27 protein-coding genes are annotated in these 25659 nt (G+C 60.4%); 14 read left to right on the forward strand and 13 right to left on the reverse strand.

Annotated elements, in window-relative coordinates; all coding sequences use genetic code 11:
• Positions 1-83: 83 nt before the first annotated feature.
• From ACYQ1A_RS04475 to ACYQ1A_RS04485, 3 genes are read left to right on the forward strand one after another with little or no spacing between them, the layout of a single operon-like run.
• Entirely contained in the window at positions 84-746 is a 663-nt protein-coding gene (locus tag ACYQ1A_RS04475) for an LPP20 family lipoprotein (protein WP_499360551.1), read from the forward strand.
• Entirely contained in the window at positions 715-2223 is a 1509-nt protein-coding gene (locus tag ACYQ1A_RS04480; protein WP_499360553.1) for a flagellar assembly protein T N-terminal domain-containing protein, read from the forward strand. The genes ACYQ1A_RS04475 and ACYQ1A_RS04480 overlap by 32 nt, the downstream gene beginning before the upstream one ends.
• A 26-nt stretch (positions 2224-2249) precedes the next feature.
• Positions 2250-2615 carry a hypothetical protein gene (locus ACYQ1A_RS04485; protein WP_499360556.1) on the forward strand — a complete coding sequence of 122 codons (366 nt, stop codon included), beginning with the start codon at positions 2250-2252 and terminating at the stop codon, positions 2613-2615.
• Between the two features lie 203 nt (positions 2616-2818).
• On the opposite strand, the gene ACYQ1A_RS04490 is transcribed toward ACYQ1A_RS04485, so the two are convergent.
• The 5 genes from ACYQ1A_RS04490 to ACYQ1A_RS04510 form a co-directional block, all read right to left on the reverse strand.
• A complete protein-coding gene (locus ACYQ1A_RS04490) occupies positions 2819-3577 on the reverse strand; it encodes an SPOR domain-containing protein (protein ID WP_499360559.1) in 759 nt (252 codons plus the stop codon).
• The gene (locus tag ACYQ1A_RS04495) at positions 3577-4332 is read right to left on the reverse strand and encodes a type III pantothenate kinase (RefSeq protein WP_062225393.1); all 756 of its coding nucleotides are present in this window, start codon (positions 4330-4332) and stop codon (positions 3577-3579) included. The genes ACYQ1A_RS04490 and ACYQ1A_RS04495 overlap by 1 nt, the downstream gene beginning before the upstream one ends.
• 1 nt (position 4333) lies before the next feature.
• Positions 4334-5305: a biotin--[acetyl-CoA-carboxylase] ligase gene (locus ACYQ1A_RS04500; RefSeq protein ID WP_499360562.1), complete on the reverse strand. Its 972-nt coding sequence runs from the start codon at positions 5303-5305 to the stop codon at positions 4334-4336.
• 27 nt (positions 5306-5332) lie between these two features.
• The gene (gene hslV / locus ACYQ1A_RS04505; RefSeq protein WP_499360564.1) at positions 5333-5908 is read right to left on the reverse strand and encodes an ATP-dependent protease subunit HslV; all 576 of its coding nucleotides are present in this window, start codon (positions 5906-5908) and stop codon (positions 5333-5335) included.
• A 74-nt stretch (positions 5909-5982) separates the two neighbouring features.
• On the reverse strand, positions 5983-7224 hold the full coding sequence (locus ACYQ1A_RS04510; RefSeq protein WP_499360565.1) for an STAS domain-containing protein: 1242 nt from the start codon (positions 7222-7224) through the stop codon (positions 5983-5985).
• A 313-nt stretch (positions 7225-7537) separates the two neighbouring features.
• Here ACYQ1A_RS04510 and ACYQ1A_RS04515 point away from each other — a divergent pair, with 313 nt between their 5' ends.
• The gene (locus tag ACYQ1A_RS04515) at positions 7538-11230 is read left to right on the forward strand and encodes a DUF748 domain-containing protein (RefSeq protein WP_499360567.1); all 3693 of its coding nucleotides are present in this window, start codon (positions 7538-7540) and stop codon (positions 11228-11230) included.
• A 14-nt stretch (positions 11231-11244) separates the two neighbouring features.
• Here ACYQ1A_RS04515 and ACYQ1A_RS04520 read toward each other — a convergent pair whose 3' ends face one another.
• The 3 genes from ACYQ1A_RS04520 to ACYQ1A_RS04530 form a co-directional block, all read right to left on the reverse strand.
• Entirely contained in the window at positions 11245-12039 is a 795-nt protein-coding gene (locus tag ACYQ1A_RS04520; protein WP_499360569.1) for a UDP-2,3-diacylglucosamine diphosphatase, read from the reverse strand.
• 75 nt (positions 12040-12114) lie between these two features.
• A complete protein-coding gene (locus tag ACYQ1A_RS04525; RefSeq protein ID WP_062222894.1) occupies positions 12115-12618 on the reverse strand; it encodes a peptidylprolyl isomerase in 504 nt (167 codons plus the stop codon).
• Positions 12619-12639: 21 nt separating this feature from the next.
• Complete coding sequence (locus ACYQ1A_RS04530) at positions 12640-13209, reverse strand: peptidylprolyl isomerase (RefSeq protein ID WP_499360571.1); 570 nt, start codon at positions 13207-13209, stop codon at positions 12640-12642.
• 108 nt (positions 13210-13317) lie between these two features.
• On the opposite strand from ACYQ1A_RS04530, the gene coq7 reads away from it, so the two are divergent.
• A complete protein-coding gene (gene coq7, locus ACYQ1A_RS04535; RefSeq protein ID WP_499360573.1) occupies positions 13318-13962 on the forward strand; it encodes a 2-polyprenyl-3-methyl-6-methoxy-1,4-benzoquinone monooxygenase in 645 nt (214 codons plus the stop codon).
• A 151-nt stretch (positions 13963-14113) separates the two neighbouring features.
• Positions 14114-14974: a formate/nitrite transporter family protein gene (locus ACYQ1A_RS04540; protein ID WP_499360575.1), complete on the forward strand. Its 861-nt coding sequence runs from the start codon at positions 14114-14116 to the stop codon at positions 14972-14974.
• Positions 14975-15025: 51 nt separating this feature from the next.
• Here ACYQ1A_RS04540 and ACYQ1A_RS04545 read toward each other — a convergent pair whose 3' ends face one another.
• A complete protein-coding gene (locus ACYQ1A_RS04545; protein WP_499360577.1) occupies positions 15026-15445 on the reverse strand; it encodes an OsmC family protein in 420 nt (139 codons plus the stop codon).
• A gap of 358 nt (positions 15446-15803) precedes the next feature.
• On the opposite strand from ACYQ1A_RS04545, the gene rplM reads away from it, so the two are divergent.
• From rplM to ACYQ1A_RS04585, 8 genes are all read left to right on the forward strand, one after another.
• Positions 15804-16232 (forward strand): 50S ribosomal protein L13, encoded by a 429-nt coding sequence (gene rplM, locus ACYQ1A_RS04550; RefSeq protein WP_053938838.1) that lies wholly within the window; start codon positions 15804-15806, stop codon positions 16230-16232.
• Between the two features lie 10 nt (positions 16233-16242).
• Positions 16243-16635 (forward strand): 30S ribosomal protein S9, encoded by a 393-nt coding sequence (gene rpsI, locus ACYQ1A_RS04555; RefSeq protein ID WP_053938837.1) that lies wholly within the window; start codon positions 16243-16245, stop codon positions 16633-16635.
• Between the two features lie 177 nt (positions 16636-16812).
• Positions 16813-17856, forward strand: coding sequence for an N-acetyl-gamma-glutamyl-phosphate reductase (gene argC, locus ACYQ1A_RS04560; RefSeq protein WP_062222891.1), 1044 nt, complete (start codon positions 16813-16815; stop codon positions 17854-17856).
• A gap of 57 nt (positions 17857-17913) precedes the next feature.
• On the forward strand, positions 17914-18579 hold the full coding sequence (locus ACYQ1A_RS04565) for a DUF6776 family protein (RefSeq protein WP_499360582.1): 666 nt from the start codon (positions 17914-17916) through the stop codon (positions 18577-18579).
• Between the two features lie 2 nt (positions 18580-18581).
• A complete protein-coding gene (locus tag ACYQ1A_RS04570) occupies positions 18582-18977 on the forward strand; it encodes a bactofilin family protein (RefSeq protein ID WP_499360584.1) in 396 nt (131 codons plus the stop codon).
• 88 nt (positions 18978-19065) lie between these two features.
• On the forward strand, positions 19066-19416 hold the full coding sequence (erpA, locus tag ACYQ1A_RS04575) for an iron-sulfur cluster insertion protein ErpA (protein ID WP_053938833.1): 351 nt from the start codon (positions 19066-19068) through the stop codon (positions 19414-19416).
• Between the two features lie 180 nt (positions 19417-19596).
• A complete protein-coding gene (locus ACYQ1A_RS04580) occupies positions 19597-20187 on the forward strand; it encodes a malonic semialdehyde reductase (protein WP_499360587.1) in 591 nt (196 codons plus the stop codon).
• Positions 20188-20244: 57 nt separating this feature from the next.
• Positions 20245-21324 carry a hypothetical protein gene (locus ACYQ1A_RS04585; protein WP_499360588.1) on the forward strand — a complete coding sequence of 360 codons (1080 nt, stop codon included), beginning with the start codon at positions 20245-20247 and terminating at the stop codon, positions 21322-21324.
• 25 nt (positions 21325-21349) lie between these two features.
• On the opposite strand, the gene ACYQ1A_RS04590 is transcribed toward ACYQ1A_RS04585, so the two are convergent.
• The 4 genes from ACYQ1A_RS04590 to ACYQ1A_RS04605 form a co-directional block, all read right to left on the reverse strand.
• Positions 21350-22129: a class II glutamine amidotransferase gene (locus tag ACYQ1A_RS04590; protein WP_062222883.1), complete on the reverse strand. Its 780-nt coding sequence runs from the start codon at positions 22127-22129 to the stop codon at positions 21350-21352.
• A gap of 160 nt (positions 22130-22289) precedes the next feature.
• The gene (fabI, locus tag ACYQ1A_RS04595; protein ID WP_499360591.1) at positions 22290-23072 is read right to left on the reverse strand and encodes an enoyl-ACP reductase FabI; all 783 of its coding nucleotides are present in this window, start codon (positions 23070-23072) and stop codon (positions 22290-22292) included.
• A 110-nt stretch (positions 23073-23182) separates the two neighbouring features.
• Positions 23183-24169, reverse strand: a complete 987-nt coding sequence (gene ygfZ, locus ACYQ1A_RS04600; protein WP_499360593.1) for a CAF17-like 4Fe-4S cluster assembly/insertion protein YgfZ — start codon at positions 24167-24169, stop codon at positions 23183-23185.
• Between the two features lie 182 nt (positions 24170-24351).
• Positions 24352-25626 carry an AsmA family protein gene (locus ACYQ1A_RS04605; RefSeq protein ID WP_499360597.1) on the reverse strand — a complete coding sequence of 425 codons (1275 nt, stop codon included), beginning with the start codon at positions 25624-25626 and terminating at the stop codon, positions 24352-24354.
• Positions 25627-25659: the final 33 nt, after the last annotated feature.

Genomic DNA, 25659 nt, shown 5'->3' on the forward strand with positions numbered 1-25659 from the left:
TGGTTCGCAGGGGCGGCGTGTTTGTATCTGTTTTGTAATGGCACAGCACGCGCCGCCCGACCCTTATCCTGCGGAGCCGCCCGATGAATCCTCCCCGCATCACCCGCCCAAGCTTGTTGCTCGTCGCCGCACTGTCTGGCGTGCTGAGCTTGTCCGCTTGCTCGCACTTCCGCAGCAACAATGCCACCCCCGCTGCCACGGCCGCCGCCACGCCGGAAGAGCATCCGGCCCCGGTCAATGTTGAGGCAAGCAATATGCAGCCGCCCGCCGTGGTGTTGCCGTCGCGCGTCAACGCGGTCGGGTATGGCGCGCTGCCGATGATAGACGGGCTGACCAATACCCAGCGCCGCTTGCTGGCCATGCGCGCCTCCAAGCTCGACGCCTATCGCTCGCTGGCCGAAACCGTGCAGGGCATCAAGCTGAGCGGCCAGAGTTCAGTCTCGGCACTGGCGCTGACCAACGACAGCTTCCGCGCCTATGTCGAAGCCTGGCTGCGCGGCGCACGCGTGGTGTCGGTAACGCCCTTGCCCGAAGGCGGCTACGAAACCGTGCTGGAGTTGCAACTGGGCAGTGATTTCTATAAAGATGCTGCACAGGCGGAGCAAGGCCAGGCACTGGCCGCGCCCGCATTGCATGTGCAGCCGGCCATGCCCGAATCCGCGCCGGCCCCGACTAATGCTTCCGCAGTGTCCAGCGTGACCGGGGATACCCGTTTTGCCGCGAACAACTTCTATCTCTCGCAATAAACGCCAGCGCGTGCTGGCCTGCGTGCTGGGCCTGAGTCTGATGGCGGGCGTGTATGCTGCCAGCCCCACACCGACCCCGGCCGCTGCGAATAATGCGACGCCCTTGCCGCGCGTCACCGGCATTGCCCCCATCGGTAGCGAAGGCGAGGCCGCCGCGCGCGCCGCCGCCCTGCGTGATGCCGAAGAAAACATCGCCTTGATGCGGGGTGCGCGCGTCAGCGGCAGCAGTCAGAGCAACAAAAAAGGCTGGTTTAGCGATAACCAGCGCGTGCGCGCCGATAGCAATGCGCCGGTGCAATACACCGTGCTGCGCGAATGGAAAGCCAACGGCCTGTATCACGTTGATGTGCAACCGCTGGCCCCGGCTGCCGTAGCCAGCGATGGCCGTAGCGGCGGCAACGCGGTGGATGTGGACAGCGGCGATGTTAACGAGAACGGCCTGCCCGTCCCGCGCGGCAACCCGGTCAAAACCGGCTCCAGCGTGCCGCCCGGTGCTGCATCGGCCGTGGCCAGCAGTCTGGCCAGCCCGCAAGGCGCGCCGCGCTGCCCGGCTAATCCCTACCGACGCAAGTTGCTGGTCACGCCGTTCTGGTTGCGACAACCGGCGCAAGCCACCGATATGAAGCAGCTCAGCGGCGGCATCCAGCAGCTGTTCATGCAGAAACTGGCGGCAGCCAACTGGCTGCCGAGTGCGTCGCAAGTGGATGTGCCGTTTGATCTTGATCCGCGCTACGCCACGCCCATCCAGCTGCCCGATCAGGTCCGTTTGCTCGGCCGCCGCTTTGGCACGCAATTTGTGCTGGGCGGCATCGTGCAGGATGTCTCGACCGAAGGCGAGGTCTATCGCTGGACCTGGGGCCAGGACACGCGACCGGGCGAGCGCAAACTGTCGGCAGAGTTTCCGCTGGCCGAGTTTGCCGCAGCGGGCGTCAAAGCCACGCCCAAAGCGCGCCATGCCGATCTGGAAATGTATTTGTTCGATGCAGTCTCAGGCGTGCTGATCGCCCAGCATCGCGCCAGCGTGGTGGTGACTGGCGACATTCTGGGCCGCAATAACAATACCGCAGTGGCCAGCGCGTCGATGGGCACTGATTTTGGCAAGGCACTGGATACGCTCACTGGTCAGCTGGTAGCGGCCGCCAATGAAGACGCCGCTTGCGTGCCATTCTCGGCCCGCGTTACCAATGTCGAAAATGGTGTGGCGTATATCGACGCCGGTGCGATTTCCGGGCTGGAGCCGGGCGACAAGCTGCAATTGTTCAAGCTCAAACCAGGCTCCCGCGTGATCAGCACGCCTGGCGGCAACCCGGGTCTGGGCCTGGGCTTGCCGGAAGATGCCAGCGGTACCGTCACCATTACGCAAGTACAGCCCCAGTTTGCCGCCGCTGTGGTGGAAGGCGGCAAAGTGGAGGCCGGGGATTTTGTTCGCTATGCCAGCGGTGGCAGCGGGCCGGGACGTAAACGCGGGAGTCAATAATGCGCAGGCGCATCAGCAAGGCAGTAATGGCAGGGAGTATGGCGGCCGTTTGCGTGGGTGCGTCGGCGGCAGAAAAGACGTATGTATGGCCCGATTATTCGGTGCATCTGACCGCCTACCCCGGTGATCTGGATCGCCGCGCCATCGGCAGCAGCCGTATGCACAGCGATACGCCCAGGCCGCGCCTGGTGACGGCGCGGGCGGACAAGAAGGCGGCAAAGCCGGGGGCAGCGAGCGCACCGGCGCGGGCAGTGGCTGCGGCTGCTGCCGCGACGGAGCCAGCCCGACCGGCGCTGGTGGCGCAAGTGGCACCGCATTCCGCCTTGCCCGAACTACCGCCGCCCCAGGTCTTGAGCGCCGAGCAACGCTGGCAGATGTACACCTATCCCTGAGCTGCCCTCATAGGGTGGGTCAAGACCCACCCGGCAAAGCCGCAGACTCGAGCTATCCGGGCGGAGATGCCACTGCAGACCTCGGCCATACCGCAATCAAAGCGGGCGCAGATTTGACGCGCGCATGGCCGCAAGCTGCCACGCTGGATGGTGGGTCTTGACCCACCCCATGCATCCAGAGCGCGCCGACGGCCTGCCAGTCACTACGGGCAAGCCATCTTTTCCAGCACGGAACCCTTGAGTTGCCCGGCGGTTTTCTCAATACCGGCGCGCTGTTGATCATTCATGCCGGTCAGGATAAAGCTGCTGTGTCGCAGGGTATCGTCCTTGTCACGCAGCACCATCGAATGCACGCCCTTGGTCCGCAGTTCTTCCATACGGCGCTCACCGGCTTCGCGCGTCGAATAGATCCCGAGCGAGATGGCGTTCTGCCATTTGCCGCCATTGTTCACCACAAAGTAATCATCCACATTCAGCGCGGCCAGTTGGTCGGCGCGTTGTTTGGCCGTGGCCAGATCTGGCAGCGGCGGGATGTAGACCCAGACTTTGCTGTTGGGGCTGCTGTTCTGCTCGGTGTTGCTCACCTTAAGAATGGCCAGACGCGCGCGGGCGATGCCCGCCTGGTCGCCGGTCAGGCCGGTCCAGCGCGAGCAACTGCGGGCCACGGCCACCGGAGTTGGCGCCGGTGTGGGTTTGGGGATAGCAGTCGGGGCAGGCGCCAGCGTGGGGGCGGGGGTTGGCGCGGGCGTGGCAACGGCGGCTACCTGGCTGGCAACCGCGCTGGCCGCGCTGGCCACCTTGGGCGCTTGGGGACGATTGGCCAGTTCGCCTGTCACCACCTTGAGCTGGCTGGCGTTAACCTCATGCACCGGCGCGCTGGCGGGCGCGGCGGGCGGTTGCAGCAGATTAAAGCCAAACAAGGCCACGTTGGCGACGATCAGTACGGCGATCAACCATTTCATCAAGCGTTATCCGGGGCAAGAGTAGGGGGCGCGAAGGCCAGAGCGGCCAGGCCGTGCAGCACCAGATTATCTACAAGCTGGTGCGGCGTGTTAAGCAAGCTGGCCACGCGCGCCGCGTCACCACCACTCAGCAGCAGCAATGGCTCGTCGCCGCGCAATGCCAGCCGCTGCCGCATCGCCAGAATCGCCCCGGCCAGCGCGGTTAAACAGCCGGTTTCGATGGCGTCTTCGGTGCTGCTGGGAAAGTCATGCACATGCCCGTCGGCCAATGGCAGGCGCGCGGTGCCGGCGTGCAAAGACTGTTTCATCATGCGATAGCCCGGGAGGATCATGCCGCCAAGATAATCGCCTTCCTGCGTGAGTGCTTCCACCGTCAAGGCGGTACCGGCGCTGGCAATGACCACCGCCTGCGCGGGCGCAAGATGGCGGGCACCCAGCACCGCGGCCCAGCGATCAGGGCCTTGTTGTTCCAGCTTGCGATACCGGTTGTGTACGCCCAGCGCGTCGCGGCTGACTTGCAGCCATTCGATCTTGATCTGCCACAAGTCGGCGGCGGTGCGGCTGAGAAAGTCGCGGATATGCGGCTGGCCCACGCTGCAGGCCACGATGCGCTCCGGTTTGGGCAGGGCAAAGAAGGCCAGGTGCCATTGCTGGGTGGCGTCCACATCGACTTCTACCACCTCGCTCCACAGACCTGCCGCCTGCGCTTGCGTCCATTTGATACGGGTATTGCCCAGATCGATCAGCAAATGCATATCAGATCGCCTGAGTCGGTTGCGCGGGCGTTTGCAGGCGCAAGCTGACGTCGCCCGCGTGGATGATGCGTTCGCCTTCCGGCGTTTCCAGCCGCAGCGCACCGGTTGGCGTCACGCCGCGTGCCACGCCTGCGACGATGCTGCCATCCGGGCTCAGCAGATTGACCGGCTGGCCCTGCCAGACATGGCGCGCTTCCCAACGGGTGCGGAAGCTGTCGAAGCCATTGCGCGAAAACTCTTCCAGCCCTTGTTCCAGCCGTTCCAGCAAACGCGCCAGCACGTCATTGCGCGTCAGGCGCAAGCCGTGGTCGCGCAGACCGGTGGCCACCTGCGCCACGTCTACCGCAGGGGCAAGAATATTCAGCCCGATGCCGATCACGGCATAAGCCGGGCCCAGCGCATCGCCAGTCAGTTCAATCAGAATGCCGCCGGCCTTGGCATTGCCCAGCAACAAATCATTGGGCCACTTCAGCGCCATCTGGCTGACGCCGCATTCCGCCAGCGTCTCGGTGACGATACAGCCCACCGCCAGCGGCAAACCCGCCAGGGTGGGTGCGCCCCCGGCAAAGGCCCAGCCCAGCGAAAACATCAGGCTACCGCCAAGGCGGCCTTGCCAGCGACGGCCCATGCGACCGCGGCCGCCATCCTGCCATTCCGCGGCCAGTACCTGACCGTGGCGCGGCTGCGCCAGCATTTGTTTATTGGTGGAGTCGGTGCGTTCCAGCACCTGGATATCGAGCACGCTATGCCGCGGCAGATGCTGGCGGATGGTCTGGGCGTTGAGCCAGTCGATCGGCGTCAGCAAGCGATAGCCGACACCGTGCTTGCGTTCGAGGGTCACGCCGAATTCTTCGGCAGCGGCCAGCGCCGTAGAGACGCTGGCACGCGACAGATCCAGCGCGTCAGCAATGACCGCGCCAGAGACAAACTGGTCTGCGCTCAGATGGCGCAAACAGGCAAGGGTATGATTCATGCGCCGGATTCTAGCGCGAGTACCGCCTTACTGCGATGACTGCGAGGCGTCGGCCAGTGCCGGGGTGGGGGTAAAGGTTTCGATCACGTGATTCTGGTTGGTGTAGATGCAGATATCACCCGCGATTTCGAGCGCCTTTTTCACCACGGCGGCCGGGGGCAGGTCGGTGTTTTCCAGCAGCGCGCGTGCGGCGGCCTGGGCGAATGCGCCGCCGGAGCCGATCGCGGCGATGCCTTGTTCCGGTTCCAGCACATCGCCATTGCCGGTGATGACCAGGGTGGCGCTGGGGTCGGCCACAATCAGCATGGCTTCGAGCCGACGCAACATCCGGTCAGTACGCCAGTCCTTGGCCAGTTCGACGGCGGCGCGCGTCAGATGCCCCTGATGTTTTTCCAGCTTGGCTTCAAAACGTTCAAACAGGGTGAAGGCGTCGGCGGTGCCGCCAGCAAAGCCCACAATGACCCGATCGTGATAGAGCTTGCGTACTTTGCGGGCTGTGCCTTTGATAACCACATTGCCGAGCGTGACCTGGCCATCGCCGCCCACCGCGACTTCTGAACCGCGGCGGACCGAGACGATGGTTGTTCCGTCAAATTGCTGCATTGCGAGTGTCCTGTATGCGTGAGGCTTGCGATAGACCATCACGTTGGGGCAGGACGCCTTGCTTCAAGCCAGCGCTAGATCTTGCCGATCTCGATCAGTTCGCTCACACCCAGCATCTGCAACAACGCGGCCACCAGTTCGTTGGCACAGACGATGCGGACTGATTTGCCGGTCTGCACCATTTCCATAAACAGATTCAGAAACTGGCCAGCGGTCTCGAAATCGACGCGGCTGACGTGGCGCAGATCAAGCGCCATACGGCTGTGTTGCTGCGCAAAGTCGCGGATCAGCGCCAGTTGCCCGGCGGCGCCGTGCAGCAATTCGCCCGACAGTTGCAGATGCTCAGACGGCACATTGGATTGCGCGGTGGGCGAGGCCGTTTTGGCTGGCGCAGCTGGCGCGTGGCGCGGATCCCACGACGGTGGCGACACTTCATAGGTGACCGCGTAATCGATAGCGACGGTCTCGAAGGCTTCCTGGTCGCCGCTGGCCTGCATGGTTTCGATCAGCAGCAGCCAGAACGGCGCTTCGGCGGGCACATTGCGGCCGGTCTGGATTTTGCCGCGCAGCAGCGCGACCAGGCTATCGATGCCCAGCGTTTGTACCGGCACGTTGAGCTTGCGGATGCGCAACCAGCCACCCAGCAATTCAGCGGCAGCCAGCATGTCGATCTCGCTCACTTTGGCAAAGTCCAGCCGCAGTGCCTGGCCCGCTTGCGCGGCCTGGATCATGCGGTCGGCTTCTTTGGCCGTGGCATCGCCGTTCAGGCGCGCCGGGAACGCAATATAGGTGCCGCTGGCGGCCGCAGTCGGGGCCGGGCGAGTGGAGACCACATCGCGCCACAGCGGCGGCGAGGCCTCGAATTCCACTACATATTGCAGTGCCAGTTCGTCAAACGCCGTGCGGTCATTCAGTTGCTGGTACAGCTCAAACAACAAGGCCCAGCTTTCGGCGCGCCGGCTGCCCAGGCGTGCCGGCAAGGCGCCGCGCAAGGTGGCCGCGGCCATGGCGGTCTGGCCGTTGGCGTGCAGCACCACGGCCTCTTCTTCTTCGGCATCCAGATGTGCCGACACATCTTCGACTTCGATCGAGAGTTCGTGCAGGTTGTAGGCTGCTTCGAGCGGGGCGGCAGTGGGCGCCGCGGCAGAGGCGGCCGGGCGTGTGGCCGGATTGCTCACGGTCGGGCGCGCCACCGTATTCGGCGCAGCAGGCGTCGCGGTGTGCGGGGCGGGTGCGCGCGGCTGGGTGACCGGTGCGCTATCGGGCGCATCGGGTTTGCCGTCGCCCTCTTTTTTACGGAAAAACGAAAAAACCACGTTGGGTATCCGGAGTAACAATCACCTCGTCGCGACGGTGCGTACGAGCGGTAAATGTGCCATTCAGTTTAGGCATGCCACTGAACAGCCGTAGGAAATTCTTTCAGCCGGGATTGTAAGCTTGAAGCGTGCACGGCGGTAGCAAAAGCGTGTACCAGCGGTAGGCTTGCAGGGCCTTAACGGCAAGGCGGCGCCTCACTGCGTGCCGCCTGTTAATGTGTGACGATTCCTTCTATATACAAGTGTTGCCTCGGCGGCACGCGGCGCAGCAGCGTCGACACATATTCTTATCTTTGCCGGACTCGCTTGGTTTATGGCTCTGACGACAGCAGGCTTGCTTTCCCGTGTTAGACAAACCCGCTGGCGCCGCCTGGCACTGGTCGCCAGCGGCCTGGTGTTGCTGGTGCTGCTCGTCGGCGGTCTGGCCTTGCCGTGGCTGGCCCGGCCCCGGCTGGAAGCCGCGCTGACGCAGGCTTTGCACCGCCCCACCCGCATTGCCGGGCTGTCTTTCAATCCATTTTTATTGCGTGCCACGCTCACTGGCCTGACGGTGCAAGAAGGCGGCCAGGTGGCTTTCAGCATCGGTAGTGCCACGGCCGACCTTCAGCTAAGTTCGATCTGGCAGCGCGGCCCGGTGCTGAGCGAACTGACGCTGGCGCAACCACATCTGCTGCTGGTCCGCACCGGGCCCCAACAATACAACTGGTCTGATCTGCTCAAACCTTCGCCCGCGGCGCCATCGGGCGACGGCAGCCTGCCGCGCTTTGCGGTTTACAACATTCGTATCAAAAGTGGCCAGATTGATTTCGAGGATACGGTTACGCGGCGGCGTAACAAGATCGACCAGATCGAAATTGGTGTGCCGTTTATTTCCAGCCTGCCGGTGTTTGTAGAAACGCAGGTGGAGCCGCATCTGGCGTTTGCGCTGGATGGGGCAAAGTTTGATATCAGCGGCAAAACCACGCCGTTTCAGGCCACGCGGCAAAGCACGCTGGACTTGCGCGCCAACGATATCGACATCCCGCGTTATCTGGCTTATCTGCCCGCGCAAGCAGGCTGGCGGCTGCCTGCGGCCCGGCTGGATAGCAATCTGCAACTGGTGTTTCGCGAAGAAAACCACGCGCCGCAATTGCGCCTGAGCGGCAGCCTGGTATTACGCGACGCGCAATTGCAGCAAAGCAGTGGCACGCCGCTGGCCAGCGTTAAACGCCTGCAGGTCGATCTGGCCGATGTGCGCCCGCTGGATGCGGTGTATCAGCTGGCGCGCGTGCAAAGCGAAGGCTTGCATGTGGCGGTAACGCGACCGGGGCAGGGCGGCTTGAACTGGCAGCAGGCGTTTGCCACGCCGACCCAGCCGTCGACGCAGCCGGTGGCGCAGGCAGCCTCGGATACCGCTGCGGCTGCGGCCACCCATGCGGGGACGGCGGGCAAACCCACGCTGTTTAATATCGCGCAGCTGCAACTCAATCATTCCACGCTGGATTGGCGCGACGACAGCGTCAGCCCGGCCGTGCAGGCGCGCTTTGATCCGCTGTCGCTAACGGCGCAGCAAATCGGCAATCTGCCCGACAAACCCGCCCAGCTGGCACTGCAAACCACCGATGATCGCGGCATGACGCTGAAGCAGAGCGCCACGCTGCTGTTGCAGCCGCTGCATATTACGGGCCACACCCAGTTGAATGGGATGGTGCTGCCCGCCATCCAGCCCTACCTGGCGCCATGGCTCAACCTCACGGTGCTGCAAGGCACGCTGGGCGTGCAGGGCGATCTGGATTATCAGGCTGGCAAGCTGCCCAAGCTGTCCAATGTGCAGCTCGATATTGCGCAGCTCAAGGCCCAACTGGATCAGCACAAAACCGGCACGCTGCAGTTTGAGACGCTGCAAATTGCGGCACCGCAGCTCGATCTGGCCGCCGCGCGTTATCAGATTGAACACGTGCAATGGCGCAATGGCAGTCTGACCGCAGCGCGGCTGAAAGACGGCAACATCGACTGGGGCAGCCTGCTGCGCAAACCCGCGGCGGTGGATAGCGCGCGGCCTGTGGCGGAAGGCGTGCGCCAGGTGCAACAAGCGCCGCAACCGGCGGCGCAAGTCAGCGTGGGCAAGGTGGCGGTCGAGGGCATGGCGCTGCGGTACGCCGATGAATCGCTACGGCGCTTGAAACCGCTGGAAATCAGCCAGATCAAGCTGGATGCCGGACCGTTGCAATGGCCGTCGGCTACACCCATGCCGCTGCACTTATCGGCGCAAGGCAGTCGCAATGGCGCGTATGACATCGCCGGCACGCTCAGCAATGCGCCATGGGCGGGCAAATTAAAACTGGATGTGCGCAATGCCGATATTGGTTACGGCCAGGCGTACTTCACCCGCTGGCTGAATATCACGCTGGCCACCGCGCGCTTATCGGCCAAAGGTGATCTGGCTTTTAATGCGGGCAATAAACCCAGCGGCAGTTATCGCGGCAATCTCAGCGTCAATGATCTGTATGCGCTGGATAAAGTCACCGGGGATGACTTTCTCAAGTTTAAACGGCTGCAAATCAATGGCATTGCAGCGCAATCGCAGCCGCTTAAAGTCGACGTGAACGACATCTTGCTGCAGAACTTTTATTCGCGTCTGGTGCTGTATGCGGATGGCTCCTTGAATCTGGCCAATGTGGTGGTGAAAGAAGGCAATGTGCCGCACGCGGGCAATCTATCGTTAACCGCTTCCGCGCCTGCCGCTGTGCCGACACCAACCCCCGCCGCCGCACCCAAGGCACAGGCGGCTTCGGCCCCGGTCAATACCCGGCCGCGTGCGCCATTGCCGCCAGTACGCGTCAAACGCATTACGCTGGCGGGCGGCAATATCAATTACACCGACAACTTTATTCAGCCTAATTACACGGTCAATCTGACCGATATGGCGGGGACCGTCACCGGATTGTCTTCTGCGCCCGGCACCCGCGCGGCGCTGGATTTGCATGGCAGCGCGGACCGCATGGCGCCGGTGGCGGTCAGTGGGCAACTCAATCCGCTGGCCGATCCGCTGTTTCTTGATATCAATGCCTCGATCAAGGGCTATAACCTGGCGGCGGCCTCTACCTATTCGGCCAAATATGCGGGCTATGGCATTAGCAAAGGCAAATTGTCGATGCAGGTGCATTACCTGGTGGACCAACGCAAATTGCAGGCGCAAAACAAATTGACGCTGGACCAACTGACTTTGGGTGATCAGGTGGATAGCCCGAGCGCGACCAAATTGCCGGTTAAATTGGCGCTGTCTTTGTTAACCGACCGGCATGGCCAGATCAATCTGGATTTGCCGGTGTCGGGCTCGCTGGATGATCCGCAATTCAGCGTGGGCGGTTTGATTTTTAAAGTAATTGTTAATCTGCTGGAAAAAGCGATTACCGCGCCGTTTGATTTGTTGACCTCCGCTTTTGGCGGGGGCTCGCATGCATCGTTTACGGCATTCGCGGCTGGCTCGGCGCAGCTGGACGCAGCAGCGCTGGATGATTTGCACAAGCTGACGCAAGCGTTGAATGACCGGCCCGCCATCAAACTGGAAATCAGCGGCTGGGCCGATCCGGCGCTGGATGCAGCCGGGATCAAGCAAGCCGCCTTGCAAGCCCGCTTGCGTGCGGCCAAAGCGGCGGCGATGACGGCGCAAGGCGATCTGGCGGCAGACCAGGACAGTCTGGAAATCACGCCCGCAGAACGCCCCGCCTTGCTCACTCGCGTTTACAAGCAGGCAAAGTTTGCCAAGCCCACCAATCTGATCGGACTGAATAAATCGTTGCCACCCGAAGAGATGGAAAAGCTGCTGTTGGCCAATCTGCCCGCGGGTGCGGATGAGATGCGTGGCCTGGCCAACGCCCGCGCCCAGACGGTGAAAGCGGAACTGGAAAAAGAAGGGGTGGCGGCCGAGCGCATTTATCTGACGCAACCGCGCATCGATGGCGGCGGCGATGTTGCAGCCAAGGACAAGGGCCCGGCCACGCGGGCGATGTTCAAACTGGGCTGATGCAGTGGCCGGGCTTAGTGCCCGCCCGCCGATTGCGTCCATGGCACGGCAACCGGTTGGCCTTGTGCATCAAGCAAGGGCTCATCCGCCAGCGTGGCCATGCTCCACTGGCCGCGATGCCAGACCAGATAACCGCCCATGCCACGCCGCCAGTCTGGCAGCACCCAACGCGTACCCGCCGCTTCGACGTGGCGCGCCGGCCGATGCGTGTGGCCGTGGATCAGGGTTTGCACGCCGGCCGCGCGCATGGCAGCGGCGACGGTGTCGCGATTCACATCCATGATGGTGCGATCTTTTTGCTGGTTCATGGCGCTGGAACGCTGGCGCAAGGCCACGGCTTTGCCATAGCGATAGCGATAGGGCAGGGCCAGCCAGATCCATTGCGGCAGCGGATTGCGCACGATTTTGCGAAAGCGCAGATAAGCGGCGTCATCGCTGCAATAAGCATCGCCATGCGCCAGCAACACCGGCGTGCCGTCGGGCAGTTTGATCGGCTGCGGATCGGGGATCAGGGTCAGCCCGGCGCTACGGGCAAAGCGGCGGCCACACAGAAAGTCGCGGTTGCCCGGCATAAAGAACACCTGCACGCCGCGGTGGCTCAGATCGGCCAGCAACGAGGCGATGCGGTGGTAATACGGTTCGGTCAGTTGATCGTCGCCTATCCAGGCTTCAAACAAGTCGCCCAGGATATACAGCTGGCTGGCATGCGTGGCGCTGTGGCGCACAAAATGCTCAAACGCCTCGGTGCCCGCGATGTCATCGGGGCTGAGATGCAGATCGGAAATAAAAAACAGTTGGGGCTCGCTCATGGGCGCTTTGATCGGGGATGCGGGCAGCCATAAAAAAGCGCGGCCGTCGGGGCCGCGCTGATCGGGTTAATGCGCTCAGGCCAGCACTTCGGCCTTGATGATGCTCACGTCATCCTTGGGCACATCTTGATGGAAGCCCTTGTTGCCGGTCTTCACGCCCTTGATCTGGTCAACCACTTCTTTACCTTCCACCACTTTGCCAAACACGGCATAGCCCCAGCCTTGCGGGGTGGGCGATTTGTAGTTGAGGAAGTCGTTGTTGCTGACGTTGATAAAGAACTGTGCCGAAGCGGAATGCGGTTCCGGCGTGCGCGCCATGGCCACCGTGTAGGCATCGTTGGTCAGGCCGTTGTCGGCTTCGTTCTGGATGGCGTCGCGGGTGGGCTTTTGCTTGAGGCCGGCTTCAAAACCACCGCCTTGCACCATAAAGCCATCAATCACGCGATGGAACACGGTGCCATCGTAATGGCCGTCGTTAACGTATTGCACAAAGTTGGCGACGGTTTTGGGGGCTTTTTCATCGTTCAGTTCCAGAACGATATCGCCCATGCTGGTTTGCAGTTTTACTTTGGTCGTCATATCCAGGTTTCCTTTATAGGGTTACTTGCCGGCTTTGCCTGCCAGCACATGTGCGTCTTTGATCACGATTGGATCAACCGGGGCATCGCCCGAATCAGTGGGCGCAGCGGCAATCTTGTCCACTACGTCCATGCCTTTGACGACTTTGCCAAATACCGCGTAGCCATAACCATCGCGGCTGGGGTAATTGAGCGCGTCGTTGCTCTTGAGGTTGATATAGAACTGCGCCGTGGCCGAATCCGGGACGGCGGTACGCGCCATGGCCAACGTGCCACGGTCGTTCTTCAGACCGGCCTTGAACGACTTCTGGGCTTCGTTTTTGATTGGCGCTTTGGTCGGGAGTTCGGTCTTGTTGGCATCCAGCCCGCCACCTTGAATCACAAAGCCCTGGATCACGCGGTGAAAGATGGTGCCGTTGTAGTGCTTGTCCTTGACGTAATCAAGAAAATTGGCCACCGAAAGCGGGGCGGCATCAGGGTACAGCTCAACCACGATGGCACCCTTGCTGGTGTCGATTTCAACTTGCGGATTAGCCGCGCAAGCCGCACCGGCTGCCAGCAGCAAACTCAGGGACATCAGGAATTTTTTCATGCGGTTAGACCCGGGGTTTGAGAACAGCGGCCATGATAACACGGGCCAATGGCGCGTCTGGCGCGTTAGAATGGCGCTCATTGTGCCTTTGCGGAGCGTCCCGTCACCATGCTGCCTAGCCTCAAACTGCCCTCGCTGGATCGTGTTGTTGCCGAATTCGATACCGTTTTGCGTACCCTGGCCGCGCCAGCGATCAGCGAACGGCCGCACCCGGATGCGCATATCGATGAAGCCGCAATGACCGCCGAAGAAAAACGCCACGCGGCCGGTTTGATGCGGGTAAATCACAGTGGCGAAGTGTGTGCGCAAGCCTTGTATCAGGGCCAGGCCCTGACTGCGCGGGACCCGGCGGCGCGCCAGGCGCTCAAACATGCCGCGCATGAAGAAGTCGAACATCTGGCCTGGACCGCACAACGCATCACCGAACTGGGCAGTCGTCCCAGCCTGCTTAATCCGCTGTGGTACGCCGGCAGCCTGGCCATGGGCGTGACCGCCGGTTTGATCGGCGATCGCTGGAACCTGGGTTTTCTGGCGGAAACCGAACGCCAGGTGGGCGCTCATCTGCAATCCCATCTGAGCACCTTGCCGCCGCAAGACAGCAAAAGCCGCGCCGTGGTGGCGCAAATGCATACCGACGAAATGACCCACGCGGTACTGGCCGAAGATCTCGGCGGCGCCCCGTTGCCCGAGCCGGTGCGCAAGCTGATGACCAGTACCTCAAAACTGATGACGTCCTTGTCGTATCGGCTGTAACGACGCGGCTTTGCGGCCGGACGGCTGTCAGAAATTGATCCAGATCAAGCGCCAATTTATGTAGTTGTCATAACGGCACTTCTTCACACTTTTGCCACAATGCTTGCGCGTATAACTGCACGTCATTCTGATCTGACTTGCAGGTGTAATCATGTCGCAACTACGTAGTCCGGCTGAAATTGTTGAAGCGATGGCGCATACCGGCACCGAAAAAGCCACGCTGCCGATCTGGAAACTGGGGCTGATGGCCGTGTTGGGCGGCATGTTTATCGGCCTTGGCACTTTGCTGGCGCTGGAGTGCGCCGCAGGTTCGCCCGGCCTGGCCGCCAGCGATCCGGGCCTGGTCAAATTGCTGTTTGGCGCGGTGTTTCCGTTAGGCTTTATTGCGGTGACGTTGACGGGCGCCGATCTGTTTACCTCCAACTGCGCTGCGGGCATGGTCAGTGCCTGGCAACGTCATATCAATGCGGGCACACTGGCGCGCTTCTGGCTGGTGTCTTATCTGGGCAATATGGTGGGCGCGGTCATCACCGCGTGGCTGTTTGGCCTGCAAACGCATCTGATTACCTCGGATACTTCTTCGGCTTATCTGATTCATCTGGCGATGGGCAAAGTGTCGCACCCGTTCTGGATGACCTTTGTGAAGGCCATGCTGGCCAATCTGCTGGTGTGCGTGGCCGCGATGCAGGGTTACTCGGCCAAAGACACGCTGGGCCGCATGCTGGGGATCTGGTTTCCGGTGATGGCGTTTGTGGCAATGGGCATGGAGCACAGTATTGCCAATCTGTTTATCCTGCCGGCGGCCGTGATGGCGGGCGCGGATATCAGCCTGACGCAAATGGTGTGGAATAACCTGATTCCCGCCACCTTAGGCAATATTGTCGGCGGCGCGTTGCTGATCGGCTTGCCGTATGCGCTTATCTATACCAAAGCGCGCGTGCGCCCGGCAGAAGAGGTTGACGCGGTGGTCAATGGCGCGGCGTCGAGTGCCCTGCCCGATATGGCGCACTAAACGGCATGCTGCAAAAAGGCCCGCGCGTGAATACGCTGCGGGCCTTTTGTTTCAGGGGGCTTCGATCACTTCAAAGTCATGCGTGATATCGGCGGTCTTGCCCAGCATGATCGAGGCGGAACAATATTTTTCGGCCGACAGTTTGATCGCGCGCTCCACCACTTCCGGTTTGAGCGCCTTGCCCGTTACCACAAAGTGGAAATGGATTCTGGTGAAGACCTTGGGGTCTTCGTCCGCGCGATCCGCATCCACGTCGACCGTGCAATCGCGCACGTCTGCACGGCTCTTCTTGAGGATATGGATCACGTCATACGCGGTGCAGCCCGCCGTGCCCATCAACACCAGCTCCATCGGGCGCGGGCCCATATTGTTGCCGCCGCCTTCGGGGGCACCATCCATCAGTACCGAATGGCCAGAGCCCGATTGCGCCAGGAAGCTGACGTTTTCTACCCATTTCAAGCGCGTTTTCATTGTACTTATCTCCAGTTAGTGGCGCGATTCTACCGCTTGCAGCGCCACTCTCCCAAGCCCCGCACCAGGCTGCAGGGCACGCCAGGGCTCAATCGGGCGCCTGCTGCGCTGCACAAAAAGAACTTGCCAGCGGCCTGAGGCTGGCTTAGGCTGACGTTACGACGCTGAAGCTGGCTTCGGCGTTGTCTCCTCCATCCTCCTTCTTTGGTGGAATTCAGCGCAATCTTTCGACAGGTTGCGTTTTTTTTGCTGAATCCGCATCAATCCTGCTTTTATCCTGGTTTGTGTTTGACACTTCGTTGAAATACCAGATAAAATCCGCGACTTTCTCCAAATCAAAAATGTGGAACGTGCAGTTATGAAAACCTTTTCTGCCAAGCCGCACGAGGTTAAGCGCGAGTGGTTAGTCGTTGACGCCACTGACAAAGTGCTGGGTCGTCTCGCGGCTGAAATCGCCAAGCGTCTGCGTGGCAAGCACAAAGCCGAATACACCCCGCACGTCGATACGGGCGACTACATCGTAGTGGTAAACGCAGACAAACTGCGCGTGACCGGTGACAAGGCAACCAGCAAGATTTACTACCGTCACACCGGCCATCCGGGTGGTATCTACGAACGCACCTTCACTGAGATGCAGACCAAATTCCCGGGCCGTGCGCTCGAGATGGCTGTGAAGGGTATGCTGCCGAAAGGTCCGCTGGGCTACGCCATGCTGAAAAAGCTGAAGGTGTACGCCGGTAATGAGCATCCGCACTCCGCTCAACAGCCCCAAGTTCTGGATATCTAAGGATCGACCAATGGTAGGTAAATACTATTACGGTACCGGCCGTCGCAAGAGCGCAGTTGCTCGTGTGTTCCTGGCTAAGGGTACCGGTCAAATCGTGGTCAACGGCAAGCCGCTCGACCAATACTTCGCTCGCGAAACCGGCCGCATGGTTGTTCGTCAACCGCTGCAAGTTACCGAAAGCCTCGAATCGTTCGACATTCTCGTGAACGTGGTTGGCGGCGGTGAAACCGGTCAAGCCGGTGCAGTGCGCCACGGTATCACCCGTGCCCTGATCGACTTCAACGCTGACTTCAAGCCGGCACTGAAGGCACAAGGCTTCGTGACCCGTGATGCACGTGAAGTTGAACGTAAGAAGGTCGGCTTCCACAAAGCCCGCCGTCGCAAGCAATTCTCCAAGCGTTAATCGCTGGGGCTTTGCCAAAAAAACCGCCACTTGTTGGCGGTTTTTTGTTTTTCTGCCCTCCGGTCTGGCCCGCTCAGCCATCCGGGTGGATGTTTGCATGGGACAAGCGTGTAAGACGGTCACAGGTTGTCTGCTAGAATTGCGCTCTGTCTTACGGCCTCTGGTGGAGAATTACGCATGATCAAAGTTGGCATTGTTGGCGGTACGGGTTACACCGGCGTTGAGCTGCTGCGCTTGTTATCGCGCCACGAGGGCGCCAAAGTCACTGCCGTCACTTCGCGCAAAGAAGCCGGCATGCCGGTGGCGGATATGTACCCCAGCCTGCGCGGCTGGATCGATATTGCTTTCTCCACGCCCGAAGACGCCAATCTGAAAGAATGCGACGTGGTCTTCTTTGCCACGCCGCATGGTGTGGCCATGGCCCAGGCGCGCGAGCTGCTGGAGGCGGGCGTTAAAGTGATCGATCTGGCGGCGGATTTCCGCCTGAAAGATCCGCTTGAGTTCCAGAAGTGGTACGCCATGGAGCATAGCTGCACCGATCTGCTGGCTGAGGCCGTCTACGGTTTCCCTGAAGTGAACCGCGAGGCCATCAAACAAGCGCGCCTGGTCGGCATGGCTGGCTGCTATCCGACCTCGGTACAGCTGGGCTTTTTGCCGCTGCTGGAAGGCGGCAAGCAATGGATTGATGCCAGCACGCTGATCGCCGATTGCAAATCCGGCGTGTCCGGCGCGGGCCGCAAGGCCGAAGTACACACACTGCTGGCCGAAGCGGGCGACAACTTCAAGGCCTATGGCGTCAAAGGCCATCGCCATCTGCCTGAAATTACCCAAGGCCTGGTTGCCGTCCACGGCAAGCCAGTCGGCCTGACCTTTGTGCCGCATCTGGTGCCGATGATACGCGGCATCCACTCCACCTTGTACGCGCGCATTCTGCCGGAAGGCCGCGACGTCGATTACCAGAAAGTCTTTGAAGAACGCTTTGCCCACGAACCGTTTGTGGATGTGATGCCTGCAGGCAGCACGCCGGAAACCCGTTCGGTGCGCGGCTCCAATATCGCGCGCATCGCGGTGCATCGTCCGGGCAATGCTGATTTGTTGGTGATCCTGGTGGTTGAAGACAATCTGGTCAAAGGCGCCTCGGGCCAGGCGGTTCAGGTCATGAACCTGATGTTCGGCTTGCCCGAACGCCAGGGCCTGGACATCGTGCCGCTGCTGCCCTAAGCGATGCCGTTGCGACGTTTTTACCGCGCCCGCCGTGCCCGACTCACGGCGGTGCCGATGGCGCTGCGCCCGAATCCCACGTGGATAAGCCGGCTGGGGCGCTATGGCATCGTCGTGTTGCTGATGGGGGGAGCGCTGTTGGCGGGCATTGCCTATGGCATTCGTCACGGCGAAGCGCAGGCACGCGCCAGCGTCAGTGGCGAAGCGGCTGCCTTGCTGCGCAACGCCAGTGCATTGGCGGAAGCCAATAACCAGCTGGCCGCGCAAAAGCAGCAATTGCAGATTACCGAATCAGCACGGGCCGCACTGGCCAGCGATCTGGCTGACGCGCAGCAAGACCTGGCGCGTAGTCGCGAAAGCCTGGCCTTTTTTGAGACCTTGCTAACGACCAACGACCGTGCGCATCAAGTCAGTTTTGCTTTGTGTGAATTTGATGCCGCCGGTAAGGGCCAGTGGCATTACCGCTTGCTGGTGGTACAGGGCGTTAATCAAGCGCCCGAATTTGATGGCCAGCTCACGCTGACTGCGCTTACCAAAACCAATGGTAAGACGGCACGTACCGAAATGCCGTCGCAACCAGTCCGTGTCAAACATTACCAGCGTTTTGAAGGCGATCTGACCTTGCCCGGCGGCATGGCGCCCGATGCTTTCGAGGCCACGCTGGGAATCAAAGACACACGCGCCAGCCTGGCGCAATGCCAGAAAAAACCTGGAGGGATTTAAACGTGTTCAAAAATAAAAAAGGTAATCAACGCATAGATAGCCTGATCGGCGCGGGTTCCATCGTGACGGGCGATCTGGCTTTTGCGGGCGGTTTACGGGTAGACGGCACGGTACGCGGCAATCTGAGCGCCGTGGACGAAAAAAACGCCACGCTGGTGGTCTCGGAAAAAGCGCGCATCGAAGGCGGCGTGCGCACCAGCCATCTGATTCTGAATGGTGAGGTGGTGGGCCCGATCGAGGTGACGCAATACGTTGAATTGCAAGCCAAGGCGCGCATCACCGGCGATCTGACCTACAAGACACTCGAAATGCATCCGGGTGCAGTAGTGCAAGGGCGCTTGATTCCGTTAGCGGGCGCCCAGATTGTTGATACAGCGCCCGCCAAGGTCGAGGCCTGACCAGCGGTAGCCGCCTGGGGAATTGACCGCGCCAGTCTGCGCGCGGATAATCCCACTAGTTTAGTCAACTATTTTTCAGGAGCTAACCATGAATGCGGTAGCCGAAATGCCGAGCCCGTTTGTGTTTACTGATTCTGCCGCCGGCAAGGTGCGCGAGCTGATCGAGGAAGAGGGCAATCCGGACCTGAAGCTGCGTGTGTTCGTGACGGGCGGTGGTTGTTCCGGGTTTCAATACGGTTTTACTTTTGACGAAATCACCAATGAAGATGACACCGCTGTTCTCAAAAGCGGCGTGACCTTGCTGGTTGATCCGATGAGCTACCAATATCTGGTGGGCGCCGAGATCGATTACGTTGAAAGCCTGGAAGGTTCGCAGTTCACCATCAAGAACCCGAACGCCACTTCAACCTGCGGTTGCGGTTCTTCGTTCTCGGTTTAATATCGATGGCCAGCGCGCTGGCCGTGGTATCTGCAAAAAAGAGGAAGCCTTGTGCTTCCTTTTTTGTTGTCTGCGCCAGACGCAACCTGGCCCGGGCCGGCCGCCCGATTTATCATGCCTGGCAAGCCCGACGCCGGTGTGGTCTTCATCCATGAACGCAACTTCCCAGGAAAACCGATCGTGACTCAAGCCGTTTCGCAAGATGTGCAGGACCAGCTGTTCAAGCATGCCCGGACGCACAGCGCCTGGCAGCCGCGCGAGGTCAGCGATGAATTGCTGCATCAGTTGTACGACTTGCTCAAATGGGGGCCGACGTCCGCGAACGGCAGCCACGGTCGTTTTGTTTTTGTGAAGTCTGCCGCGGCCAAAGAAAAGCTCAAACCGGCACTGTCGGCGGGCAATCTGGACAAGACGCTACAAGCGCCGGTCACGGTCATCGTCGCGCACGACATGGCCTTTTACGATCAACTGCCCAAGCTGTTTCCACAAGCTGATGCACGCAGTTGGTTTGCGGGCAACCCGGCATTGATTGATGCCACCGCTTTTCGCAATGGTTCGCTCCAGGGCGCATATCTGATTCTGGCCGCGCGCGCATTGGGCCTGGATTGCGGGCCGATGTCGGGCTTTAACAATGCCGTGGTCGACGAAGCGTTTTTTGCAGGCACCACGTGGAAATCAAATTTCCTGATTAATCTGGGATATGGCGACAGCGCCAAACTTCATCCGCGTAATCCGCGTCTGGATTTCGCAGAATCGTGCCGTATCGAGTAGCATGCAGCAGCGCCGCGCATATAAGCAGGCGTTGATGCTCTGGAGAACTAAAGCAAGATGGCGGATTGGAGTGTATGGAAGGCGCTGGAAGACTGGCGTGGGCGCAAGCACGAGCTAGACCCGTTGTTTGCCGCAGCCGGTATCGCGCCCGAACTCGATTCCATGGTGACGCGGGTGCTGGTCGACCTGCGTCGCGCGCCGCCGACCGCGCCACTGCTTACCGGCGATAAAACCCGCGATGAAACTGAATTCGGTCGGTTTCATGAGGCGTATTTCCGCTACTACGATGACAGCCTGCAAAAGGTCGAATCGTTGTTGCAACACGCCTGGGTGCCCGAAGCCGAACCCATCGCCAAAGAAATCCGCGCCGAGTTAGGCCGGATGCGTAAGGCCATGGAAGAAAGCCCCGGCAAAGTGCCGAGCTTTGAAAAGCTTGAAGTCTTGCTGCGCCACTATGTGCGGCTCGACCATCCGCAACATCCGGTGCCCGAAGGCATCCTGGCCGAGCGCCGGCGTGCTTTGGTGGATGTGGCCGGCTATCCTTTGCTGGTGCAGCACGCGGCTGCGCAGACGTTTTCCGAGATGGTGCCGCCCTTGGTGACGCCCGAGTTCCGCCAGCAATTGCAAGAACGCATCCAGGCCTATTTGCAAACGCCGTGGTTGCATACGCGGCTGGTGTCACAGTGGTTTGTCACCACTGTGCTCGACGCGGCGCTGGCACGAAAAAAACGCGATGCAACCGAAGATGCCCGCATCCTGGCCAGCATGTCACGGCGTTGGCCCACTTTGTCGGTGTGGATCCCCGAGTTTGAGCAGGCGGACCAGGTCTGGTATCTGATCCTCGTGCTGATTACGGTTAGCGCATTGTTTATGGAATGGTGGTGGGTGGCGGTGCCGATGATGATCTGGTTGCATCTGTCGCTGGCAGCATTTCGGCGCGAACGCAAAGAAGTCGAAGCGCGGCGTGCCCAGATTGTGGCGCGCGCAGTCACCATGAAAAAAGTGCGCGACCGCTTTGCCACCAATCAGACCACGCCCGAGAAACTGGCCTTCCAGCTCCGCCAACTGGATGAGCGCGGCGAATATTTTGACGATAACGTCTACGCCTTGCTGCGCCTGCATCAACACGAAGCCTGACCCGTGCGGATGCCTGCGCTACGCCTCAGGCGGCGTGGGGCAGATGGTGTACTGCGCCGTCCTCAAAGCGCAGTAGCTCGCCTTGTGGAATCCGGATCCAGTCTTCGTTATCGGTCAGCGGCTGCGTGGCAATCACTGCCACGTGATCGCTCGGCTGGGTATAGCGGGCAAAATCGACGCTGACATCAGCATCGGCCAGATGCGCCATCGCAAACGGCGCTTGCCGGATGATGTAGTGCAGATCGGTGGCGCAGCGGGCAAACAACGCCGTGCCGTCCGATAACAGAAAATTGAAAGTGCCGTGTTTGGCCAGTTCTGCCGCCAGCGCCGCCATGGTGGCATGCAGCTCCGCCAGCGGCGGCTTGCTGGGATAGCGCAGACCCAGCTGATCCATCAGCCAGCAAAATGCATATTCGCTATCGGTGGTTCCCACCGGCTGAAAGCGGCTGCTTGCCATCGGCGGGAGTTCGGTCAGATTGCCGTTATGCGCAAACAACCAGTAGCGGCCCCACAATTCGCGTTTAAACGGATGGGTATTGGCCAGCGAAACCTCACCTTGGGTGGCTTTGCGGATATGCGCGACCACATTGCGGCTTTTGATTGGATATTTGTGCACCAGATCGGCCAACGGTGACAGGGCCGAGGGCTGATGGTCGAGAAACATGCGGCAGCCGTCGCCTTCAAAGAATGCGATGCCCCAGCCATCCGAATGATGGTCGGTCAGGCCGCCGCGTTGGCGAAAGCCTTCAAAAGAAAACACGATATCGGTAGGCACATTGCAATTCATGCCCAATAACTGGCACATAACGACGGTTCCGCAAATTTCTCAGGCGATGTTGTCATTATGGGACCGCAATGGGCATCGGCAAACCCCGGGGTATTCCCTGGTCTGTATCGATATGTGCAAGCCCACAGCAATAAAAAAACCCGGCTTATCGCCGGGTTCTTTTGCGAGATGAGCGGTGTTACTCGCCCAGCGCGCCTGCGCCGATGCTGAAACCTGCATCCACATACAGGATCTCGCCGGTCATGCCCGAAGACAGATCGGACATCAGGAATGCGGCGACATTGCCGACCTCGAGCTGCGACACATTGCGCTTGAGCGGGGTGGCATCGGCCGCGCGCTTGAGCAGCGTGCCAAAATCCTTGATGCCGGAAGCTGCCAACGTCTTGATCGGGCCTGCCGAAATACCGTTAACACGGATGCCGCGTTCGCCCAGCGCGCCTGCCATATAACGCACGTTGGCTTCAAGCGATGCTTTGGCCAGACCCATCACGTTGTAGTTGGGGATAGCACGCTCGGCGCCCAGGTAGGACAAGGTCACCAAGGCAGCGTTGTCCGCCAGCAGGTTGCGCGCGGCTTTCGCCATGGCGGCAAAGCTGTACGAGCTGATGTCGTGCGCAATCTGGAAGTTTTCGCGGGTGACGGCGTCGAGGTAATTGCCCTTCAGCGCATCACGCGGTGCAAAGCCGATGGCATGGACCAGGCCGTCGAGCTTGTCCCAATGTTTGGCCAGTTCTACAAACAATGCTTCTATCTGTTCGTCGCTTGCGACATCACAGGGCAGTACCAGCGTCGAACCAAAATCAGCAGCCAGATCGACTACGCGTTGTTTCAGATCTTCCGACACATAGGTAAATGCCAGCTCGGCGCCTTCGCGCTTGGCCGCTTCGGCGATACCGTAAGCGATAGAGCGATTGGACAAAACACCGCTAATCAAAATCTTTTTGCCGGCCAGAAAGCCCATGCTGTTTCCTTGTTAATCCGTTCAGTCGCGCGATTATAGACGAAACTGTAACCACCGCGCGCGTCTACGCCCGGTGGTCAGGCTACAAGGAGGCCGGCAAGCCGACAGAATCAGGCGATGCTGTAAGGCAGATCAAGCACTTGCAGGGCCGGGCCGTCCGGTGCGCCCAGATGCAGACCGTGCTCCAGCGAACTCATTTGCACCACCACCAGCGCCTCGCTCTGGCCGGCTGCCGCCGGGGCTGCCAACATGACGCGGCCAGAGGGCTGGCCATTCATTTCGGGGCTGAACACTTCCTGGCCCGCCGCCGCGGCTGCGGCCACCTGTATGCGATACATGCGCCGTTTGAGCTTGCCCAGATATTGCGTACGCGCCACGATTTCCTGGCCGGGATAGCAGCCCTTGCTAAAGCTGACCGCGCCGATCAATTCCATATTGGCCATCTGCGGCACGAATTCTTCTTGCGTGGCTGCGGTAATCCAGGGCGTCCCCGCACGGACTTCGGTCAAACGCCACACCGGCTCGTCCACGCTCACGGCACCAGCGCTGGCCAGCGCTTGCCATACGCCGGCAGCCTGATCCGCGCTCACCACCAACTGATAGCGTGCGCCCGGCAAGCCGATGATCGCGCCCATGTCCCAGTCGGCCACGTGCAATGATTCGGGCAGGGCTGCGCCGGTTACCTGGGCGACGAGGGCGCCCGCATGCGGGCCAGCCACCCCGATCAGGGCCAGTTCAGCCGTGGCATCAGTGGCTTTGGTTTTGCTGCGCAGTATGAACATGCTCAAGCGTTTCTGGATGGCGGCTTGCAGATCGCTGGAGATTTGCACCAGATAATCGCCCTGTGCGCGATAGATCAGAAAGCTGGCCAGCATGCGGCCCTTGGGCGTGGAATAGCTGGAGTATTGCGCGCTGGTGTCGTCGACTTTGCTCAGGTCACTCGACAACTGGCCTTGTAGGAACGTCATCGTTTCTTCGCCGCTAAAACGGATGACGCCGTATTGAGTCAGCGGGCTGATCACGCTGCCGCTTTCGAGGGCGGCGAGCGCAGTCTCGGCGGGGGAGGGCGTGAGGGTAAGGGTATCGGTCCAGCTCATGGGGGGGGCGCTCGCGTTGATATATAAAGGCAGATTGCCCAAACAGATGGGGCTGGGGCCGGGCAAAAACAATCGTGTTCAGCATGACTTGCAGCGGACAGGCGTGAACAGATGTCGTGCAAAAAAATGCGCCGACGATGCAGCGCATTTCCAAACACTTTTATAACAGCCTGAACGCCGCGTTAATCCTCGCTGGGCGCTGGCTCTTTGGTTTGTACCTTGTCGGCCTGCTCCAGCGGATCGTCATGCCCTTGGCGCCATGCGCCGCCAGTCTGGAAGACCGGTGCTTCGAGTTTGCCACCGATGCGGATTTGCGAAGAAGCCGCAATCACGCCTGCCTGCAAACGCGCCTGTGCGCCGCCACTGATCTTGTTACCGGCTTCGATTTTCATGGCGCCGGTGGCGACAAACTTGCCCGCATCAACTTTGATGTTGGCCAGCTGCACCACCTTGCCGTTGATTACGGCATTACCGGTCAGGGTATCAAAACGGGTAATCCCGCCGCGTGCATAGGTCACCGGCACGGTCGATTTCAGCGGCGCAATCAAATCAAAATTATGGATGGCGCCTTGCTTGATCGTCATGTTGGTATCGATTTGCGGCGTTGCCAGCAGGGTTTGGTAGCTGTCGCCGGCATAGGCAAAGTTCGCATCGCCTTCAATGCGGCCAGACACAAAAGTGGTCTGGTTAAACAGCCGGGTCAGCGGCTCGGCTTGTACGCTGCTGCCGTGCACGGTGCCGGTGAGTTTCCAGCCATCCGTCCAGTCCAGCCGCGCTGTGCCTGAAACCACGCCGCTATAGAGTTCGCCATGGATTTCGGTGACCTGCAAACCGTTCTGGTTGGCAATGCCTTTGAGCTGCAAGCTATCAAAATGCGCTGGCACCGACAGTGGCAAGTCCCAACCGCTGGCACTCAGCGTGGCGGCAAAATCGCTGCCCTGCGGCAGGATCTCCAGCGTCATGCGGCCGCTGCTATCAGTGACCGTCAGGCCTGCCAGATTGCTCCCGCTATCAAACTTGAGTACGCCGTCGAGAGGGCCGACTTCGCTGTTATTGCGCACGATGCTGGTCCGGATCAAATGCAGGTCAGCAAAGTGCACCGTGGCTTCGCCACTTTGCGGACGCAGTTTTTGCGGCAATTGCATGGCCCATTGCGGGCTGAAGTGGCCGCCCTCGACCGTGACTTCGCGCAGGTCACGCCCCCAGTGCAATACGTTGTAAACGGTGAGCGGCACGCGGATAAATTCGATATGACCGATGGCCGGGTCACCATCGAGGGTAATGTCCTGCAGCACCAATGCCGGGCGTGGTGTGTATTCAAAAGCCAGTTGTTGCAGCTGGATATTGCTATGCGTAATACGTTGCAGCAGGCGCGTTGCGTCACCCGAAAACAATTGCAGCGGCACAATGACCGGTAATGCGGCAATAAATGCTAAAAAAATGATCAATATAATCAAAGGTTTTTTTATTTTTTCCATACTTTACTCACG

The organism is Silvimonas sp. JCM 19000 (assembly GCF_054652575.1).

Coding starts and splice junctions, on each gene's coding strand:
- ACYQ1A_RS04475 (WP_499360551.1), top strand. CDS start 84: ATGAATCCTCCCCGCATCACCCGCCCAAGCTTGTTGCTCGTCGCCGCA.
- ACYQ1A_RS04485 (WP_499360556.1), top strand. CDS start 2,250: ATGGCAGGGAGTATGGCGGCCGTTTGCGTGGGTGCGTCGGCGGCAGAA.
- ACYQ1A_RS04490 (WP_499360559.1), bottom strand. CDS start 3,577: ATGAAATGGTTGATCGCCGTACTGATCGTCGCCAACGTGGCCTTGTTT.
- ACYQ1A_RS04495 (WP_062225393.1), bottom strand. CDS start 4,332: ATGCATTTGCTGATCGATCTGGGCAATACCCGTATCAAATGGACGCAA.
- ACYQ1A_RS04500 (WP_499360562.1), bottom strand. CDS start 5,305: ATGAATCATACCCTTGCCTGTTTGCGCCATCTGAGCGCAGACCAGTTT.
- hslV (WP_499360564.1), bottom strand. CDS start 5,908: ATGCAGCAATTTGACGGAACAACCATCGTCTCGGTCCGCCGCGGTTCA.
- ACYQ1A_RS04515 (WP_499360567.1), top strand. CDS start 7,538: ATGGCTCTGACGACAGCAGGCTTGCTTTCCCGTGTTAGACAAACCCGC.
- ACYQ1A_RS04520 (WP_499360569.1), bottom strand. CDS start 12,039: ATGAGCGAGCCCCAACTGTTTTTTATTTCCGATCTGCATCTCAGCCCC.
- ACYQ1A_RS04525 (WP_062222894.1), bottom strand. CDS start 12,618: ATGACGACCAAAGTAAAACTGCAAACCAGCATGGGCGATATCGTTCTG.
- ACYQ1A_RS04530 (WP_499360571.1), bottom strand. CDS start 13,209: ATGAAAAAATTCCTGATGTCCCTGAGTTTGCTGCTGGCAGCCGGTGCG.
- coq7 (WP_499360573.1), top strand. CDS start 13,318: ATGCTGCCTAGCCTCAAACTGCCCTCGCTGGATCGTGTTGTTGCCGAA.
- ACYQ1A_RS04540 (WP_499360575.1), top strand. CDS start 14,114: ATGTCGCAACTACGTAGTCCGGCTGAAATTGTTGAAGCGATGGCGCAT.
- ACYQ1A_RS04545 (WP_499360577.1), bottom strand. CDS start 15,445: ATGAAAACGCGCTTGAAATGGGTAGAAAACGTCAGCTTCCTGGCGCAA.
- rplM (WP_053938838.1), top strand. CDS start 15,804: ATGAAAACCTTTTCTGCCAAGCCGCACGAGGTTAAGCGCGAGTGGTTA.
- rpsI (WP_053938837.1), top strand. CDS start 16,243: ATGGTAGGTAAATACTATTACGGTACCGGCCGTCGCAAGAGCGCAGTT.
- argC (WP_062222891.1), top strand. CDS start 16,813: ATGATCAAAGTTGGCATTGTTGGCGGTACGGGTTACACCGGCGTTGAG.
- ACYQ1A_RS04565 (WP_499360582.1), top strand. CDS start 17,914: ATGGCGCTGCGCCCGAATCCCACGTGGATAAGCCGGCTGGGGCGCTAT.
- erpA (WP_053938833.1), top strand. CDS start 19,066: ATGAATGCGGTAGCCGAAATGCCGAGCCCGTTTGTGTTTACTGATTCT.
- ACYQ1A_RS04585 (WP_499360588.1), top strand. CDS start 20,245: ATGGCGGATTGGAGTGTATGGAAGGCGCTGGAAGACTGGCGTGGGCGC.
- ACYQ1A_RS04590 (WP_062222883.1), bottom strand. CDS start 22,129: ATGTGCCAGTTATTGGGCATGAATTGCAATGTGCCTACCGATATCGTG.
- fabI (WP_499360591.1), bottom strand. CDS start 23,072: ATGGGCTTTCTGGCCGGCAAAAAGATTTTGATTAGCGGTGTTTTGTCC.
- ygfZ (WP_499360593.1), bottom strand. CDS start 24,169: ATGAGCTGGACCGATACCCTTACCCTCACGCCCTCCCCCGCCGAGACT.